The sequence below is a fragment of the Streptomyces sp. NPDC058274 genome, assembly GCF_042881375.1.
Lineage (GTDB): Bacteria > Actinomycetota > Actinomycetes > Streptomycetales > Streptomycetaceae > Streptomyces.
Genome location: NZ_JBHVXW010000002.1, coordinates 219,011 through 232,393 on the forward strand (window position 1 = coordinate 219,011; position 13,383 = coordinate 232,393).

Annotated in this window: 15 protein-coding genes; 8 read left to right on the forward strand and 7 right to left on the reverse strand. The window is 69.7% G+C overall.

The genetic code is table 11. The annotated features are described in order from the left end of the window. Positions 1-28: 28 nt before the first annotated feature. From ACFVYF_RS05445 to ACFVYF_RS05460, 4 genes are all read right to left on the reverse strand, one after another. Positions 29-466: an SsgA family sporulation/cell division regulator gene (locus ACFVYF_RS05445; protein ID WP_389451137.1), complete on the reverse strand. Its 438-nt coding sequence runs from the start codon at positions 464-466 to the stop codon at positions 29-31. 98 nt (positions 467-564) lie between these two features. Continuing rightward, positions 565-1,344 (reverse strand): IclR family transcriptional regulator, encoded by a 780-nt coding sequence (locus ACFVYF_RS05450; protein ID WP_389451139.1) that lies wholly within the window; start codon positions 1,342-1,344, stop codon positions 565-567. A gap of 750 nt (positions 1,345-2,094) precedes the next feature. Next, positions 2,095-2,307, reverse strand: a complete 213-nt coding sequence (locus ACFVYF_RS05455) for a DUF5326 family protein (RefSeq protein ID WP_389451142.1) — start codon at positions 2,305-2,307, stop codon at positions 2,095-2,097. A 164-nt stretch (positions 2,308-2,471) separates the two neighbouring features. After that, positions 2,472-2,789: a cupin domain-containing protein gene (locus ACFVYF_RS05460; RefSeq protein WP_389451145.1), complete on the reverse strand. Its 318-nt coding sequence runs from the start codon at positions 2,787-2,789 to the stop codon at positions 2,472-2,474. An 81-nt stretch (positions 2,790-2,870) separates the two neighbouring features. Between ACFVYF_RS05460 and ACFVYF_RS05465 the strand changes: the two genes are divergently transcribed. The 5 genes from ACFVYF_RS05465 to ACFVYF_RS05485 all read left to right on the forward strand — a co-directional run bounded on the left by ACFVYF_RS05465 (position 2,871) and on the right by ACFVYF_RS05485 (position 6,604). Further along, positions 2,871-3,251: a phage holin family protein gene (locus ACFVYF_RS05465; protein WP_389451148.1), complete on the forward strand. Its 381-nt coding sequence runs from the start codon at positions 2,871-2,873 to the stop codon at positions 3,249-3,251. A 7-nt stretch (positions 3,252-3,258) separates the two neighbouring features. Further along, positions 3,259-3,750 (forward strand): low molecular weight protein-tyrosine-phosphatase, encoded by a 492-nt coding sequence (locus tag ACFVYF_RS05470; RefSeq protein ID WP_389451151.1) that lies wholly within the window; start codon positions 3,259-3,261, stop codon positions 3,748-3,750. Then, positions 3,747-4,901: a cystathionine gamma-lyase gene (locus ACFVYF_RS05475; RefSeq protein WP_389451154.1), complete on the forward strand. Its 1,155-nt coding sequence runs from the start codon at positions 3,747-3,749 to the stop codon at positions 4,899-4,901. The genes ACFVYF_RS05470 and ACFVYF_RS05475 overlap by 4 nt, the downstream gene beginning before the upstream one ends. Positions 4,902-5,148: 247 nt before the next feature. Continuing rightward, a complete protein-coding gene (locus ACFVYF_RS05480) occupies positions 5,149-6,054 on the forward strand; it encodes a LysR family transcriptional regulator (RefSeq protein ID WP_389451157.1) in 906 nt (301 codons plus the stop codon). Between the two features lie 67 nt (positions 6,055-6,121). Beyond that, positions 6,122-6,604 carry an NUDIX domain-containing protein gene (locus ACFVYF_RS05485; protein ID WP_389451160.1) on the forward strand — a complete coding sequence of 161 codons (483 nt, stop codon included), beginning with the start codon at positions 6,122-6,124 and terminating at the stop codon, positions 6,602-6,604. Between the two features lie 139 nt (positions 6,605-6,743). Here the strand turns inward: ACFVYF_RS05485 and ACFVYF_RS05490 are convergent, their stop codons facing one another. Then, on the reverse strand, positions 6,744-8,375 hold the full coding sequence (locus ACFVYF_RS05490) for a globin domain-containing protein (RefSeq protein WP_389452085.1): 1,632 nt from the start codon (positions 8,373-8,375) through the stop codon (positions 6,744-6,746). Between the two features lie 1,056 nt (positions 8,376-9,431). Here ACFVYF_RS05490 and ACFVYF_RS05495 point away from each other — a divergent pair. Next, entirely contained in the window at positions 9,432-10,298 is an 867-nt protein-coding gene (locus ACFVYF_RS05495) for a GNAT family N-acetyltransferase (protein ID WP_389451163.1), read from the forward strand. Between the two features lie 81 nt (positions 10,299-10,379). Here the strand turns inward: ACFVYF_RS05495 and ACFVYF_RS05500 are convergent, their stop codons facing one another. Both ACFVYF_RS05500 and ACFVYF_RS05505 read right to left on the reverse strand, forming a co-directional pair. Continuing rightward, complete coding sequence (locus ACFVYF_RS05500) at positions 10,380-10,802, reverse strand: heme-binding protein (protein WP_389451166.1); 423 nt, start codon at positions 10,800-10,802, stop codon at positions 10,380-10,382. Between the two features lie 137 nt (positions 10,803-10,939). After that, positions 10,940-12,148 (reverse strand): MFS transporter, encoded by a 1,209-nt coding sequence (locus tag ACFVYF_RS05505; RefSeq protein WP_389451169.1) that lies wholly within the window; start codon positions 12,146-12,148, stop codon positions 10,940-10,942. Between the two features lie 144 nt (positions 12,149-12,292). On the opposite strand from ACFVYF_RS05505, the gene ACFVYF_RS05510 reads away from it, so the two are divergent. After that, entirely contained in the window at positions 12,293-12,781 is a 489-nt protein-coding gene (locus ACFVYF_RS05510) for a MarR family winged helix-turn-helix transcriptional regulator (RefSeq protein WP_383287802.1), read from the forward strand. Positions 12,782-12,790: 9 nt separating this feature from the next. Beyond that, positions 12,791-13,243 (forward strand): GNAT family N-acetyltransferase, encoded by a 453-nt coding sequence (locus tag ACFVYF_RS05515; protein ID WP_389451174.1) that lies wholly within the window; start codon positions 12,791-12,793, stop codon positions 13,241-13,243. The last annotated feature ends 140 nt before the right edge of the window (positions 13,244-13,383 follow it).

Sequence of the window (13,383 nt, forward strand, 5' to 3'; positions counted from 1 at the left end):
TTACGCCACTTCAGGCGCGCGCCGCGTCTCAGCCCGCGCTCTGCTCCTCCGCGAGGATGCGGTCCAGCGCCTCGTCTAGGTGGGTGTCGAAGTCGGCGAGGGAACACTCCTGCCCGAGCGGCACCAGCTTGTCCGTGCGGTCGAGGAACGCCACGAGCGGTGCCGTACCGGACCGGAACAGCGCGTGGTCGCCGCCCACCTGAAGCCGGATCAGCACCTCGCCGAATGCCTCCGGGTCCGCCGGCGCGATCCGCACATCCCCGTCGCCGCAGGCCCGGCCCACGCCGTCGATCAGCAACTCCCGCCCGAATGTCCAGGTCACCGGCGCATCACCGGGCAGATGAAAAGTCAGCCGCACGGCAAAAGGATCACTGGTCTCATATCGCAGCTCCACCGGAATGCGGAAGGAGAGCTCCTCCGACACGAGAAAGCTCATCATGACCTCTGCCTGCACCGACTCGCGCATCGCCTACCCCGTGGTTTGCCGTCGACTGGCCAGGAATCGTCCCCTGACGCTGGTGGCATCTTGCAGAAAGTACACGGCAGATCACAAGGAGTGAGTTTTCAGATGCTGATAGAGATCGTGAGTGTTCTTAGCAGGCTGCCGATCTCGGCCTGCAATTGCCGTGCCGCGGGAAGCAGCCGCTCGGCCTGGTGAAAGGGCAGGGAAATGGCCACGGTCGCGGCAGTTGTGCCCGCGGTGAGGGGAATCGCGGCGCAGACGGTTCCCAGCGCATATGCCTGTCGTTCCACGACTGGTTCCATCCGCCCCATGCGTTCCAGGCGCCGCAACAGGGTGCGTTCGTCACGCACCGTGTACGGAGTGATGGACTGGACCGGGTAACGGGCGAGGTGGTCCCGGCGGGCGTCCTCGTCCAGTTGGGACAGCAGACACTGGCCGATCGCATGGGCGTGACCGGTCTCCCGGAAGTCCGCCCACTCCTCGACAGCCGGATTGGCCGGGCTGTCGGCGACGGACAGGACCTCGATCTCGCCCGCGCGGTAGACCGCGTAGTACACGGGGGCACCGATCAGATCGCGCCACCTGGCGAGCGCCTCGTTCACCATGCTGCGACGTTTCTGCTGTGCTCCGCTGCTGCTCAGCCGCTCCGCGGCCTCACCGAGGAAGAACAACCCCTTCTCGCGGTGGAGATAGCCCTCGTGGGCCAGGGTGCGCAACAGGTGGTACGCCGTGGGCAGCGCGAGCCCGGCCTCGCGGGCCAGCTGCTTCGCGGGCGCCCCACCCTCGCGCGCGGCGACCGCCTCCAGCAGCCGCATCGCCCGCTGCACGGACCCGATGAGGGTCGTGGGGTGCGGATCCGGTGCCGCGGGGGGCTGTTCCATGAGCGGCGCGTGCGACCCCGCGAGCCGGGTCCGCGGTGAGGCGGGCGGAGAGGGCGCCGCTACGGCCGACGTACCCGGGCGGTGTGCCTTCTCGGGCGACGCACGCGGACGGTGTTCTCCCGCCGGCGCCGTACGCGAGACGTGGGCTTCGTCGGGCGACGTGCTCGAGAGATGTGCGTCCTCGGGCGACTGCCGCGGGAGACGCCCGTCCTCTGGCGACGCACGTGAGAGGCGTGCGTCCTCGGCCGACGTACGTGAGACCCGTGCTTCCTCGGCCGACGTACGTGAGAGGCGTGCTTCCTCCGGCGACGTACGCGAGAGGCCTGCTTCCTCGGCCGACGTATGTGAGACCCGTGCTTCCTCGGCCGACGTACGCGAGACCCGTGCTTCCTCGGCCGACGTACGTGAGAGGCGTGCTTCCTCCGGCGACGTACGCGGCTGGACGGGCAGGCTCGGTGTCTTTGCGGGTGTGGGGTCGGCGGGTGTGGTGTCAACCGTGGCCAAGGGTCACTCCCGGAGCGCGAGGAGGGCCCCCGTGCGGGGGAACACGGGAGGGGGCGTGCGCTGCCCGCGGGAAATCCCGCGTCGAAGTCCGGACTTTAATCGCCCCTCGCCGCTCGCCCACGGGCCTGCCGGAAAACTTCCCCCGGCCGAGGGAACCTCGGGTTCCCCTGACCGACCTGCCCGTTACCGGTCGGCCCCCGGCCGGTTGCTCACCCCGGCTCACTCACCGGCTCACCCGCTCGCACGTCACCAGTCGCTGCGCGAGGAGGAGCTCGACGTGAACTTCCGCACCACGTAAATGAGTCCGCCGACCACGGCGACGAACACCAGCAGCTTGAAGAGCAGGCCGATGACGAAGCCGACGACGCTCGCTATCAGACCGCCGAACACCACCAGGGCGATGACCGGCACCGCGACCCACTTAACCCACCACGGCATACCGTTGAAGATCTCTCGCATCGCCCTTTGTCCTTACCTCTCCGCCCGTTGCCCCAAGGCCGGGGCGGTTCTTCCGGGTTCTCTGATGTCCTGCACCCGATGCTAGAGCGAGAAGGGGGGCCGACGGGGGCCTCGCATCCCTTGTCCTCCCCTGACCGGACCCCTAGGGAACCCTGAGTCCGCGGTCAGCTCTCAGGGGGAGAGAACACCACCAGAACCCGCAGGTCCTCCGTGATGTGGTGGAACTTGTGAGCGACCCCCGCGGGCACGTAGACGACGCTGCCGCGTGCCACCTGGGTCGTCTCCAGGCCGACCGTGATCGAGGCGCGGCCGCTGACGACGAAGTACACCTCGTCCTGCTGGTGCGGCTTCTGGGCGTCCTGCTCGCCCGCGTCGAGCGCGTACAGGCCGGCCGACATGTTCCGCTCGCGCAGGAACTGCAGGTAGGCACCGTCGTTGGCGGCGCGTTCCGCCTCCAGTTCGTCCAGCCGGAATGCCTTCATCGCCCTCGTTCGCTCTCGTGCGGGGGTGGCCGTGATCACGACCGTTCTCATGAATGGATCTCGTCTGCCACGATCAGACACATGAAGAATTTCGTAGTCAAGACGCTCGCCAACGCGGGAGCCCTGGCCGTCGCGGTCTGGCTGCTCGACAAGATCACTCTGACCGGTGACAGCACGGGCAAGAAAGTCGGCACGCTGATTCTGGTCGCGCTGGTCTTCGGGCTGGTCAACTTCCTGGTCAAGCCGATCGTGCAGGTGCTGACGTTCCCCCTGTTCATTCTCACGCTCGGCCTGATCACCCTCGTGGTGAACGCCCTGATGCTGCTGCTGACCTCGTGGCTGTCCGACAAGCTCGACCTCAGCTTCCACGTGGAGGGCTTCTGGACCGCCGTACTGGGCGGCCTGATCATCTCCGTCGTGTCCTGGGCGCTGAACGTCGTGCTGCCCGACGGCAAGGACTGAGGACCGCATGCCCTATCGCGTGTGCTTCGTCTGCACGGGCAACATCTGCCGCTCCCCGATGGCTGAGTCCGTCTTCCGGGCCCGCGTCGAGGAGGCCGGACTCGACGGCCTGATCGAGGTCGACAGCGCGGGCACCGGCGGCTGGCACGAGGGTGACGGCGCCGACCCGCGCACCATCACGGTCCTGGAGGCGAACGGCTATGCGAGCGACCACACGGCCCGGCAGTTCCAGGCCTCCTGGTTCTCCCGGCTCGACCTCGTGATCGCTCTCGACTCCGGTCACCTCCGGGACCTGCGCCGCCTCGCGCCCACGCCGGCGGACGCGGAGAAGGTCCGGCTGCTGCGCTCGTACGACCCCGCCGCGAGCGCCGACCCGGACGTTCCCGATCCGTATTACGGACGTATGGACGGCTTCGAGGAGTGTCTTGAGATGGTGGAGTCGGCGAGCGACGGGCTGCTCGCCGCGACACTCGAGCACGTGGAGGGACGGGCAGCATGACATCCGGGGATTTCGCCGCGTTCGATACGGAGACCGGTGACGGCACGCGCGCGGTGCGGGCCGGCCTTCCGGACCCGGTCAAGTACGAACCGACCCTCCCGGGCCCCGTCTTCGCGGCGCACTTCCATCTGCCGGGCGACCCGACGGGCCCGTACACCTACGGCCGCGACGAGAACCCGACCTGGACGCTGCTGGAACGTGCGATCGGCGAGCTCGAGGCGCCCGGCCAGGACGACGTCCTGACCTTGGCCTTTCCCTCCGGCATGGCCGCCATCTCGGCGGTCCTCTTCTCCCAGCTGCGCGCCGGCGACGTGGTGGTCCTTCCGGACGACGGCTACCAGGTCCTGCCTCTGGTGCGCGAGCAGCTGACCGCGTACGGCATCGAGGTGCGCACCGCGCCGACCGGTGGCGACGCCCAACTCGACGTACTCGACGGCGCGAAACTGCTGTGGATCGAGACCCCGTCCAACCCGGGTCTCGACGTGTGCGACGTCCGGCGGCTCGTTGCCGCGGCCCACGCGCAGGGCACTCTCGTCGCCGTCGACAACACCCTGGCGACTCCGCTCGGCCAGCGCCCGCTGGAACTGGGCGCCGACTTCTCGGTGGCCAGCGGCACCAAGATGCTCACCGGGCACGGCGACGTCCTGCTCGGATACGTCACCGCGCGCGACGCCGGCCTGATGGCGCCGGTCCGGCGCTGGCGGAAGATCGTGGGCGCCATTCCCGGTCCCATGGAGGCCTGGCTCGCGCACCGCTCGCTGGCCACGCTGCAGCTGCGTGCCGAGCGGCAGAACGCCAACGCCCTCACGATCGCCGAGGCGCTGCGTGACCGCCCGGAAGTGAGCGGGCTGCGCTATCCCGGGCTGCCCGACGACCCCTCGCACAAGATCGCCTCCCAGCAGATGCGGCGCTTCGGGTGCGTGGTGTCCTTCACCCTGCCCACGCGCGCGCGTGCCGAGCGTTTCCTCGACGCCCTGCGCCTCGTGGATGACGCGACCAGCTTCGGCGGGGTGCGCTCCACCGCGGAACGACGCGGCCGCTGGGGCGGCGACGCGGTCCCGGAGGGCTTCATCCGCTTCTCCGCCGGAGCCGAGGATCCCCAGGACCTGGTGGCGGACGTCCTCCGCGCACTCGACGAGTCGACCGACTGACCGTTTCCTGAGCAATGGGGCAGTTGACAAGCCCCCCTCGTCGCACGGCGATCGGCCCGACAAACGGACAGCGGGCGGTCCGAGCCTCCCCCCTCGTGGCTCGGACCGCCGCGGTTCTGCGCGCGAAGAACCGCGCGCACTAGGCTAGTTGACTCTGTGTCAGTGTCCAATCACGGTAGCGACAGAGGCCTATCGACTTATTTATAGTTGGGGCTCGGCCGGTGGTGCCGGGGAGGGGAGGGGCACCATGGACCTGGCCTTGCTGCGCACGTTCATCACCGTGCACCGGGCCGGTTCCTTCACCCGTGCCGCCGCGCTGCTCGGCCTCTCGCAGCCGGCCGTGACCGCCCAGATCCGCACCCTGGAACGGCAGCTCGGGCGTCCCCTTTTCCTGCGCCAGGCCCGCGGGGTGACGCCGACGACGATCGGCGACGAGCTCGCCCACAAGGCCGCGCCCCACCTCGACGCCCTGGTGGAGATCACCGAGACCGGCCTCGACGAGGACTCCTCGGTTCGCACCCTCCACCTGGCCGGCCCCCCGGAGTTCACCGCGGAACGGGCACTGCCCGCCCTCACCGAGCTCATAGGTGACGACGGACAGGGTTTCGCGCTGCGCGCCTCCTTCGGAAACACCGAGGAGACGCTGGAGGGGCTCGCTGCCGGCCATCATGATCTGGCGATTACGACGGCCCGCCCACGGGGGGCCCTGCTCACCGCCAGCGCTCTCTGCGACGAGGAGCACGTCCTGGTCGCGGCCCCACGCTGGGCTGCCCATATCGGCCCTGGGAAGCTGCGGCGCAAGGGCGCCCACGCGCTGGAAGGCCTGCCCGTCGTCGAGGTGCACGAGTCACTGCCGCTCGTCGCCCGCTACTGGGCCTATGTCTTCGACTCCCGCCCGGCCGGCTCGGGCACGGTCGTCGTCCCCGATCTGCGCGCCGTCCTCGCGTGCGCCGCCGCGGGCGCCGGCCTCGCGGTGCTACCGCGCTATCTGTGCTCCGCCGCCCTGGACGCCGGCGACGTCGTGGCACTGCTCGACCCTGCGGTGCCCCCGCTGCGCACCTACTTCCTGGTGGTGCGAACCGGCACGCTGGCGATGCCGCATATCGCGAGGGCGCACGAGTGGCTGCTGCGCGCAGCGACCGAGTGGGGCTGAGGCCCTTCCTCCGGGCCTCCCGGCCTCGCGATGTTTCACGTGGAACCAGCCGGGCCACATTCCTCCCATGACCGTCCGACCCGTGGTCAAGCGCACCGCCCGCGCCATCCTGCTCGATGGCAACGACCTGATCCTCATCAAGCGGACCAAGCCCGGCATGGATCCCTACTGGCTCACTCCGGGCGGCGGGGTCGAACCGGAGGACACAACCGTCGTCGACGCGCTCCACCGCGAGGTGCACGAGGAGCTCGGCGCCAAGATCATCGACGTGGTGCCCTGCTTCGTGGACACCGTCGAGCACATCGGAGAGGACGGCGGCGCCACCGGCGTGAAGGTGCAGCACTTCTTCGTCTGCCACCTCGAATCCATGGACACCAGCCAACGGCACGGTCCCGAGATGGACGAGCCGTGCGGCGAGTACGAGATCGTGCGGATCCCCTTCACCCGGGTCGGCATCGCGTCCGTCCATCTCGTGCCGCTGTCCCTACGGCACTATCTCGACGGCAACATCGAGGGCGTACGGGCGATGCACGCGCCCGATCTGGGCTGACCCCCCGCACCATTCGGGAAGCCGTGCTGCCGGGCTGGCGCCCAGGCTTTGCGGTCGACGCCGGTACCCAAGCACCGCGCTCGGCCCTGGCGCGCCCAGCACCGTGCAGTCCGTCCGCCGCTGCCGTCGAGGTCCGCGATCAGTCCCCCGCCGCGACGAGCTCCTCCACCGAGTCGTGCCGGATGCGGTCCGACGGGATACCGATGTCCCGCAGGGCGTCCACGCCACTGCGGATCATGCCGGGCGGCCCCGAGAGGTAGGCGTCGTACTCGTTCCACGGCCCGTACTCGCGGACGGCGTCCGGGAGCTGCAGGTGCGCCTGCTGGTCCACGACCGGGCGCACCGAGAGCCAGGGGTGGCTCTGCTGCAGCCGCAGCATGGTGTCGATGTCGTACAGGTCGTGTCCTGTCCGCGCGCCGTAGAAGACCTCTACCGGACGCCGCTCGCCGTGCTCGGCGACATCCTCGACCAGCGCCTTGATGGGGGCGATGCCCGTGCCACCGCCCAGACAGAGCAGTCCGCTCTCGGTGGTGTGGTCGACGGTCATCGTCCCGGCCGGCGGGCCGAGCCGGATGATGTCGCCGGGCCGGGCCCGGTGCACCAGCGCGTTGGAGACCCAGCCGGCCGGGACCGCCTTCACATGGAACGACAGCAGCCCGTCGGAACGCGGGGCCGAGGCGAACGAGTAGTGCCGCCAGATCCGCGGCCACCAGGGCGTCTCCAAACTGGCGTACTGCCCGGCGAGGAAGGGATACGGCTGGTCCGGACGGACCGTGAGCACCGCGATGTCCGGAGTCCGCAGATCGTGCGCGACGACCTCCGCGTACCACCAGGCAGGGGCCCGCAGTTCGTCGGTCGCCGCCGCGTCGATCATGACCTGGGAGATGGTCGTGTACGCCCGTACCCAGGCGGCCTCGGTCTCCTTGCCCCAGACCGCGGAGGCGTAGTGGCTGAGCGAGCCGATGAGGCACTCACCGACGGCCGGGTAGTGCTCCGGCCGCGTGCCGTACTTGCGGTGGCCCCGGCCGAGGTTCTGCAGATACGCGACCAGGACGTCGGTGTTGTCGATGTGCTCGGCCGCTGTCAGCAGCGCCTTGAGCAGCCGGTCCCGTTGGGTGTCCATCGCGGCGGGGAACAGCGACCGCAGGTCGGGGTGGCGCACGAACAGCAAGGCGTAGAAGTACGAGGTGACCTTGTCGGCGACCGGGCCGACCTCGGCCATGGTCCGGCGGATCAGGATGGCGTCGGGGGACGCGTCCTGCGCCGAGGCGGGCCGCTGGGGCGGCACTCGCGGTTCCGGCGCGGGGCTCGGGGCAGCGTTCGGGCGCGGTTCGGGCCGGGGCGACTCTTCCGGCGCCGGGCCGACGCGGTGTGGTTCCGGCTCGGCATGCCCGAAGGGCGGGCGGGCGGCTGCGGTCGCGGCTTGGTGCGTGGGTTCCGGCTCGCGCTGCGGCTGCTCGGTGCCTGCGGCCACGGGCCGGTGAGCGGGGGCCGCGCCCGGCGTGGTGGGGTTCAGCGGGGTCGACTCGGCGGGGGTGGGTGACGCCGCCGGGGCGGGCGCGACAGGCGTGGGGTGCGCCCCCGCGGCCGGCGCGACAGGCGTGGGTGACGTGCCCCTGGCCGGTCCAGTCGGCTCGGACGGGCTCGGCGAGGCACCTGACGGCCAGAGAGACTGCCCGGGGCGGGCCTCAGTCGAGGGAGACTCGCCGGGTCGGGTCGAGTCGGTGTACGCGGACGCATGTTCCGGGGCGGGCCGGCCTGGTGCGGTCAAACGCTCGGAGACTGGTCCACCGGGCGCGGCCGGCGCTGCCGTCTCCGGCGCCTGGCGTATTCGCTCCTGATCCGCGGTCTCCTCGTCCGCCACGGGCCTGCCGACGGGACGCAGCGCTGCGAGGCGGGTCCCCTCCGGCGCCTCGTGACCATCTCCGACGGGCGCCGGCTGCTTACGCGGCGCGAACCAGCCGCCCCCGCCGTTGCCGCCGGAAGTGCCGTTGTCGGCCGGCGTAGTGGTCGGAGCGTCCATGGTGTGCCTCGCCTCGAACATCTTTCGGTCGGTCCTCGCACTTCCTCGGTCGGAAAATGCGTACTTTCCCCGCAGACGGCTTGCTCTACTTCTCCGTTCGGTCCCATCGGCCAATGCGGCCACATTCAACCCGCATTCCGGCCCCGTACGGACAAGTAAGGCGAGAGTGTGACATTGGCCGCACTCCTCTCACCGCAGCGTCCCACCCCGAGTCAACGCCCCGGCCGCATAACGGGGAATGCGGGTCTTCGATCTCTCTGCCCCGTTAGGCTGCTTTGGCCTGCGTTCGTGCCCTCGTGGAGCGTGTGTCCATCGCGCCCGGCGCGAACCGGAGTCGACCATACCGGCCGACGGCTCACACACAAGTCCCCCCTTGCGCCACCGCGAATCAGCGAGGCCACCCCGCCAATTCCTTCAATTACCGTGCGCGCCGGGCCCAATTCACAGGCACCCCATAGACTCCGACCCCTCTCAGGGACGGCCGACGGAGTCCGCCTGACGCCGATCCCTATTTCGCTCGACGGATACCGGCAGGGCACCGGCGGGGTGCCGGCCTGGCGCTTAGCCGCCATGGGCGGCGCAGTCAGCACAGCCCACCCCGAACTCTTCACAGATCCGGTCCGTGATCTGCACGTCGGCGGTGCCGCTTCGGCCGTCACATACGTCCCAGTCGTTGCGCATGCCCTGTTTCACGTGAAACATCTGTCCATCTGCTGTGCGGTTGTGTACGAGTTGGCCAAAAGCGCGTGCGTCTGTACGCAAACCGGTGGACGCCACGGGGGCGTGTCAGACAGCCTGACCTGCGTGCCAACACCTTCCCTCTCCGCTCTGCCCATCCGCCGTCTGACGCTTCGCGATGTCACGGCCTGCGCCGACCTCTCCGAGAACCGGGGCTGGCCCCGCGAAGAACACAAATGGGGTCTCCTCCTCGCGGCAGGGACCGGCTACGGCATCGATGACCCCCAGGGTGGCCTGGTCACCGCCTGCGTCGTCACCGAGTACGGGCCGCGGGATCGCCCCGACCTGGCGGCGATCGGCATGGTCCTGGTCGCCGAGCGCCATGCCCGCCAAGGTGTCGGCCGACGGCTGATGCGGCATGTCGTCGCGGAGATGAGCACGACCCCGCTGACACTGCACGCGACCCCGTACGGCCGTCCGCTCTATGAGGAGCTGGGCTTCAAGGTCACCGGCCGGGCCGAGATGGTGCTCGGCCACTTCAAGCCCGGCGGCACGCATCCCGGGGTCGCCACCCGGCCTGCCACCGCTGAGGACCTCGCCACGATCCTCCGGCTGGACGAAGAGGTCTTCGGCTCCGATCGCACCCATGTGATCACCCGGCTGCCCGCCTTCGCCGACCAGTTGCGCGTCGCCGAGGAGAACGGCCGCATCATCGGCTACGCGGCCGCCTGGCCCAACATGGAAACCCATGTGGTGGGCCCGCTGATCGCCCGTGACACGGAGACGGCCAAGGCCCTCCTCGCCTCGCTGGCCGCGCACACGGACCGCCCGCTCCGCACCGACATCGACGTACGGCACGACGAGCTCCTTGTCTGGGCGAAGGAGCGCGGCCTTGCGCCCGTCGGCTTCAACGCGGTCATGACGTACGGAGTCCCGGAGCTGCCCGGCGACTGGACACGCCGTTTCGCCCCACTGACGGTGGCGGCGGGCTGAGCGCCTGGCGCAAAGCGCCGGTCCCCGACACAACTGTCGGGGACCGGCGCTTTCTCTGTGCCACAGGTGCACAAGGTGGGGTCAGCCGAGGGACTCCACCGCGGCGACGGCGAAGCCGTGGTCCTGGTCCGGCGCTCCGCCACCAACACCGATCGAGCCGACGAGGCGGCCGTCCCGGTGGACCGGAACTCCACCCGCGAGGAACAGCAGCGGCCGGTCCAGCGCGGTGGGCAGGGTGTGGAAGAGCCCACCCGGCTGGACCGCCTCGACGAGGTCGGCAGTCGGGGAGTTCAGCTGGAGCGCCGTGTAGGCCTTGCGGGTGCTGGTCTCGCCGGAGATCAGCACGGCGCGGTCGTCGCGCCGGAAGGCGAGCAGATTCCCGCCCGCGTCGAGGACCGAGACGCTGACGGTGACTCCGGAGGCCTCGGCGGCCCGGTTGGCCGCGGCGACGAGGAGCTCTGCGTCCTGGATGGTGAGGGGGGCGACGGCGGTGGTGGTGCTCATGAGGGAGCTTCTCCTTGTGGGGGTTGGCACTGAGCGCTGCGGGGTGCCGAGAGCGCTCGACTCTGGGGTGTACGAGGTGGTGGTGCCGAATCGAGTGGTAGGGGGACGGCCCTGGTCCGCACCCGATCCGGACCGGGTCAGTGCTGGACGGCGGCGGGCTGCTCGGTGGGTGCGGCGCCCGTGACGACCGTGCTGGAGGACTTGCTGCGGCGCTCCAGGGTGGCCGAGACCACAGCCAGGACCAGGGCTCCGGCGGCGAGGACGGCGCCGACCCAGTTCGGGGCGGTGTAGCCCATGCCCGCGGCGATCACCATTCCGCCGAGCCAGGCCGAAAGGGCGTTGCCGAGGTTGAAGGCGCCGATGTTCACGGCCGAGGCCAGCGTGGGCGCGCCGTGTGCCTGGTCGAGGACACGCTTCTGCAGCGGAGGTACGGTCGCGAAGCCCAGGGCGCCGATCAGAGCGATCGTGACGGCCGCGAGGATCTTGTTGTGTGCGGTCACGGTGAAGAGCGCCAGCACGACGGCCAGGCCGCCCAGGGACACGTACAGCATCGGCATCAGGGCGCGGTCTGCGAACTTGCCCCCGATGAGGTTCCCGGCCACCATGCCGGCGCCGAAGAGGACCAGCAGCCAGGTGACCGAGCCGTCGGCGAATCCCGCGACATGCGTCATCATCGGCGCGATGTAGGTGATGGCCGCGAAGACACCACCGAAGCCCAGAACGGTCATCGCCATGGCGAGCAGCACCTGGACGTTCTTGAACGCGGCCAGCTCGTGGCGGAGACGCACACCTTCGGGCTTCGGCATGTCGGGCACCAGCTTGGCGATGCCCAGGAACCCGATCACACCGAGTGCTGCCACTCCGGCGAACGTGACGCGCCAGCCGGCGGACTGCCCGATCATCGTGCCCAGCGGGACACCGACGACATTGGCGACCGTCAGTCCGCTGAACATCATGGCGATGGCACCGGCCTTCTTCTCCGGTGCGACCAGCTCGGCGGCGACCACCGAACCGATGCCGAAGAAGGCTCCGTGGGCGAGGGAGGCGACCACCCGGCCCACCAGCATCAGCCCGAAGGCCGGAGCGACGGCGGAGAGCAGGTTGCCGAGGACGAACAGCCCCATGAGCAGCATCAGCATCCGCTTGCGGGACACCTTCGTGCCGAGCGCGGTCATGATCGGAGCGCCGATCACCACGCCAAGGGCATAGCCGGTCACGAGAAGCCCGGCCGTGGGGATGGAGACACCGAAGTCGCCGGCGACCTCGGGCAGCACGCCCATGATCACGAATTCCGTGGTTCCGATTCCGAAGGCCCCGATCGCGAGGGCCAGAAGCGCGAGAGGCATGGGTGGGTACACCTTCCCAAAAAGATTGCAGGAGCGTCTTGCGTGCGTTCACAATAGTTGCAGACGCGGGCTACACGCAAGTGCGGTCTATTGCGCCAGTGCTCTATCCTGGTTTTCAGCCGCTACGGGACGGAGGAGAACGCCATGACAGCGACGGACCCCGCGCTCACTGCCCTTGCTCAGGGGTGGTGCACCCTTTCCCTCCTGCACGGGAGGATCGAGGCGCACATCGAGCGCGCCCTGCAGGCCAAGCACGGCCTGAGCGTGCGGGAGTACTCCCTGCTTGACGTACTCAGCCGCCAGCACGACGGGGACGGCGGTCATCTGCAGATGAAGCAGGTCGCCGACGCGGTCCTCCTCAGCCAGAGCGCCACCACACGTCTGGTCACCCGGCTCGAGGACCGCGGACTCCTCTCCCGTTACCTGTGCCCGACCGACCGCCGCGGCATCTACACGAACGTGAGCGAGACAGGCCTCGAGCTCCTCGAAGAGGCCCGGCCCACCAACGACACCGCCCTGCGCGAAGCACTCGACGAGGCGGCGAGGAACCCCGAGCTTGCGCCGTTGGTCCGGGTCGTGGAGTCGGTGAACGTAGCGGCCCTGGCCCCGCCGCCGGTAGACGTCCCCGCGTAGGGTGCCGCCATGGGAGATCTTGAGATACGCCGGGCCGGCGCAGACGACGTCCCCGCCATGGTCGCGATGCTCGCCGACGATCCACTGGGAGCCGAGCGCGAGTCTCCGGACGACCTGACCCCGTATCTCGCGGCGCTTGATCGTCTGAGCGCCGATCCCCACCAGCACTTGATGGTCGCCGTACGCGAGGGCCGCGTCATCGGCACCCTCCAGCTCACGGTCATCCCCGGGCTCTCCCGCAAGGGAGCCACCCGCTCGATCATCGAAGGCGTCCGCGTCCACGCCGACGAACGAGGCAGCGGCCTCGGCAGCCTCCTCATCGAGTGGGCAGTCGACGAATCGCGCCGCCAGGGCTGTCAGTTGGTCCAGCTGACCTCGGACGCCACCCGCACCGACGCTCACCGCTTCTATGAGCGGCTGGGCTTCACGGCCTCGCACGTCGGCTTCAAACTGCCGCTCTGAGGCGCGCTTTGCAGTGCTGAGCCGGGCGTCCTGTTTCACGTGAAAAAAGTCGCCCGGCGCCCGGAACCGACCGACATTATACCACCCCCCCCCACCGGAAAGACACCACCCCCCACCGGAGCGCCCAGGTGGTTACGCGG

Coding starts and splice junctions, on each gene's coding strand:
- ACFVYF_RS05450 (WP_389451139.1), bottom strand. CDS start 1,344: ATGGAACAGCCCCCCGCGGCACCGGATCCGCACCCCACGACCCTCATC.
- ACFVYF_RS05500 (WP_389451166.1), bottom strand. CDS start 10,802: ATGAGCACCACCACCGCCGTCGCCCCCCTCACCATCCAGGACGCAGAG.
- ACFVYF_RS05515 (WP_389451174.1), top strand. CDS start 12,791: ATGGGAGATCTTGAGATACGCCGGGCCGGCGCAGACGACGTCCCCGCC.
- ACFVYF_RS05485 (WP_389451160.1), top strand. CDS start 6,122: ATGACCGTCCGACCCGTGGTCAAGCGCACCGCCCGCGCCATCCTGCTC.
- ACFVYF_RS05445 (WP_389451137.1), bottom strand. CDS start 466: ATGCGCGAGTCGGTGCAGGCAGAGGTCATGATGAGCTTTCTCGTGTCG.
- ACFVYF_RS05465 (WP_389451148.1), top strand. CDS start 2,871: ATGAAGAATTTCGTAGTCAAGACGCTCGCCAACGCGGGAGCCCTGGCC.
- ACFVYF_RS05460 (WP_389451145.1), bottom strand. CDS start 2,789: ATGAAGGCATTCCGGCTGGACGAACTGGAGGCGGAACGCGCCGCCAAC.
- ACFVYF_RS05480 (WP_389451157.1), top strand. CDS start 5,149: ATGGACCTGGCCTTGCTGCGCACGTTCATCACCGTGCACCGGGCCGGT.
- ACFVYF_RS05505 (WP_389451169.1), bottom strand. CDS start 12,148: ATGCCTCTCGCGCTTCTGGCCCTCGCGATCGGGGCCTTCGGAATCGGA.
- ACFVYF_RS05470 (WP_389451151.1), top strand. CDS start 3,259: ATGCCCTATCGCGTGTGCTTCGTCTGCACGGGCAACATCTGCCGCTCC.
- ACFVYF_RS05510 (WP_383287802.1), top strand. CDS start 12,293: ATGACAGCGACGGACCCCGCGCTCACTGCCCTTGCTCAGGGGTGGTGC.
- ACFVYF_RS05455 (WP_389451142.1), bottom strand. CDS start 2,307: ATGCGAGAGATCTTCAACGGTATGCCGTGGTGGGTTAAGTGGGTCGCG.
- ACFVYF_RS05475 (WP_389451154.1), top strand. CDS start 3,747: ATGACATCCGGGGATTTCGCCGCGTTCGATACGGAGACCGGTGACGGC.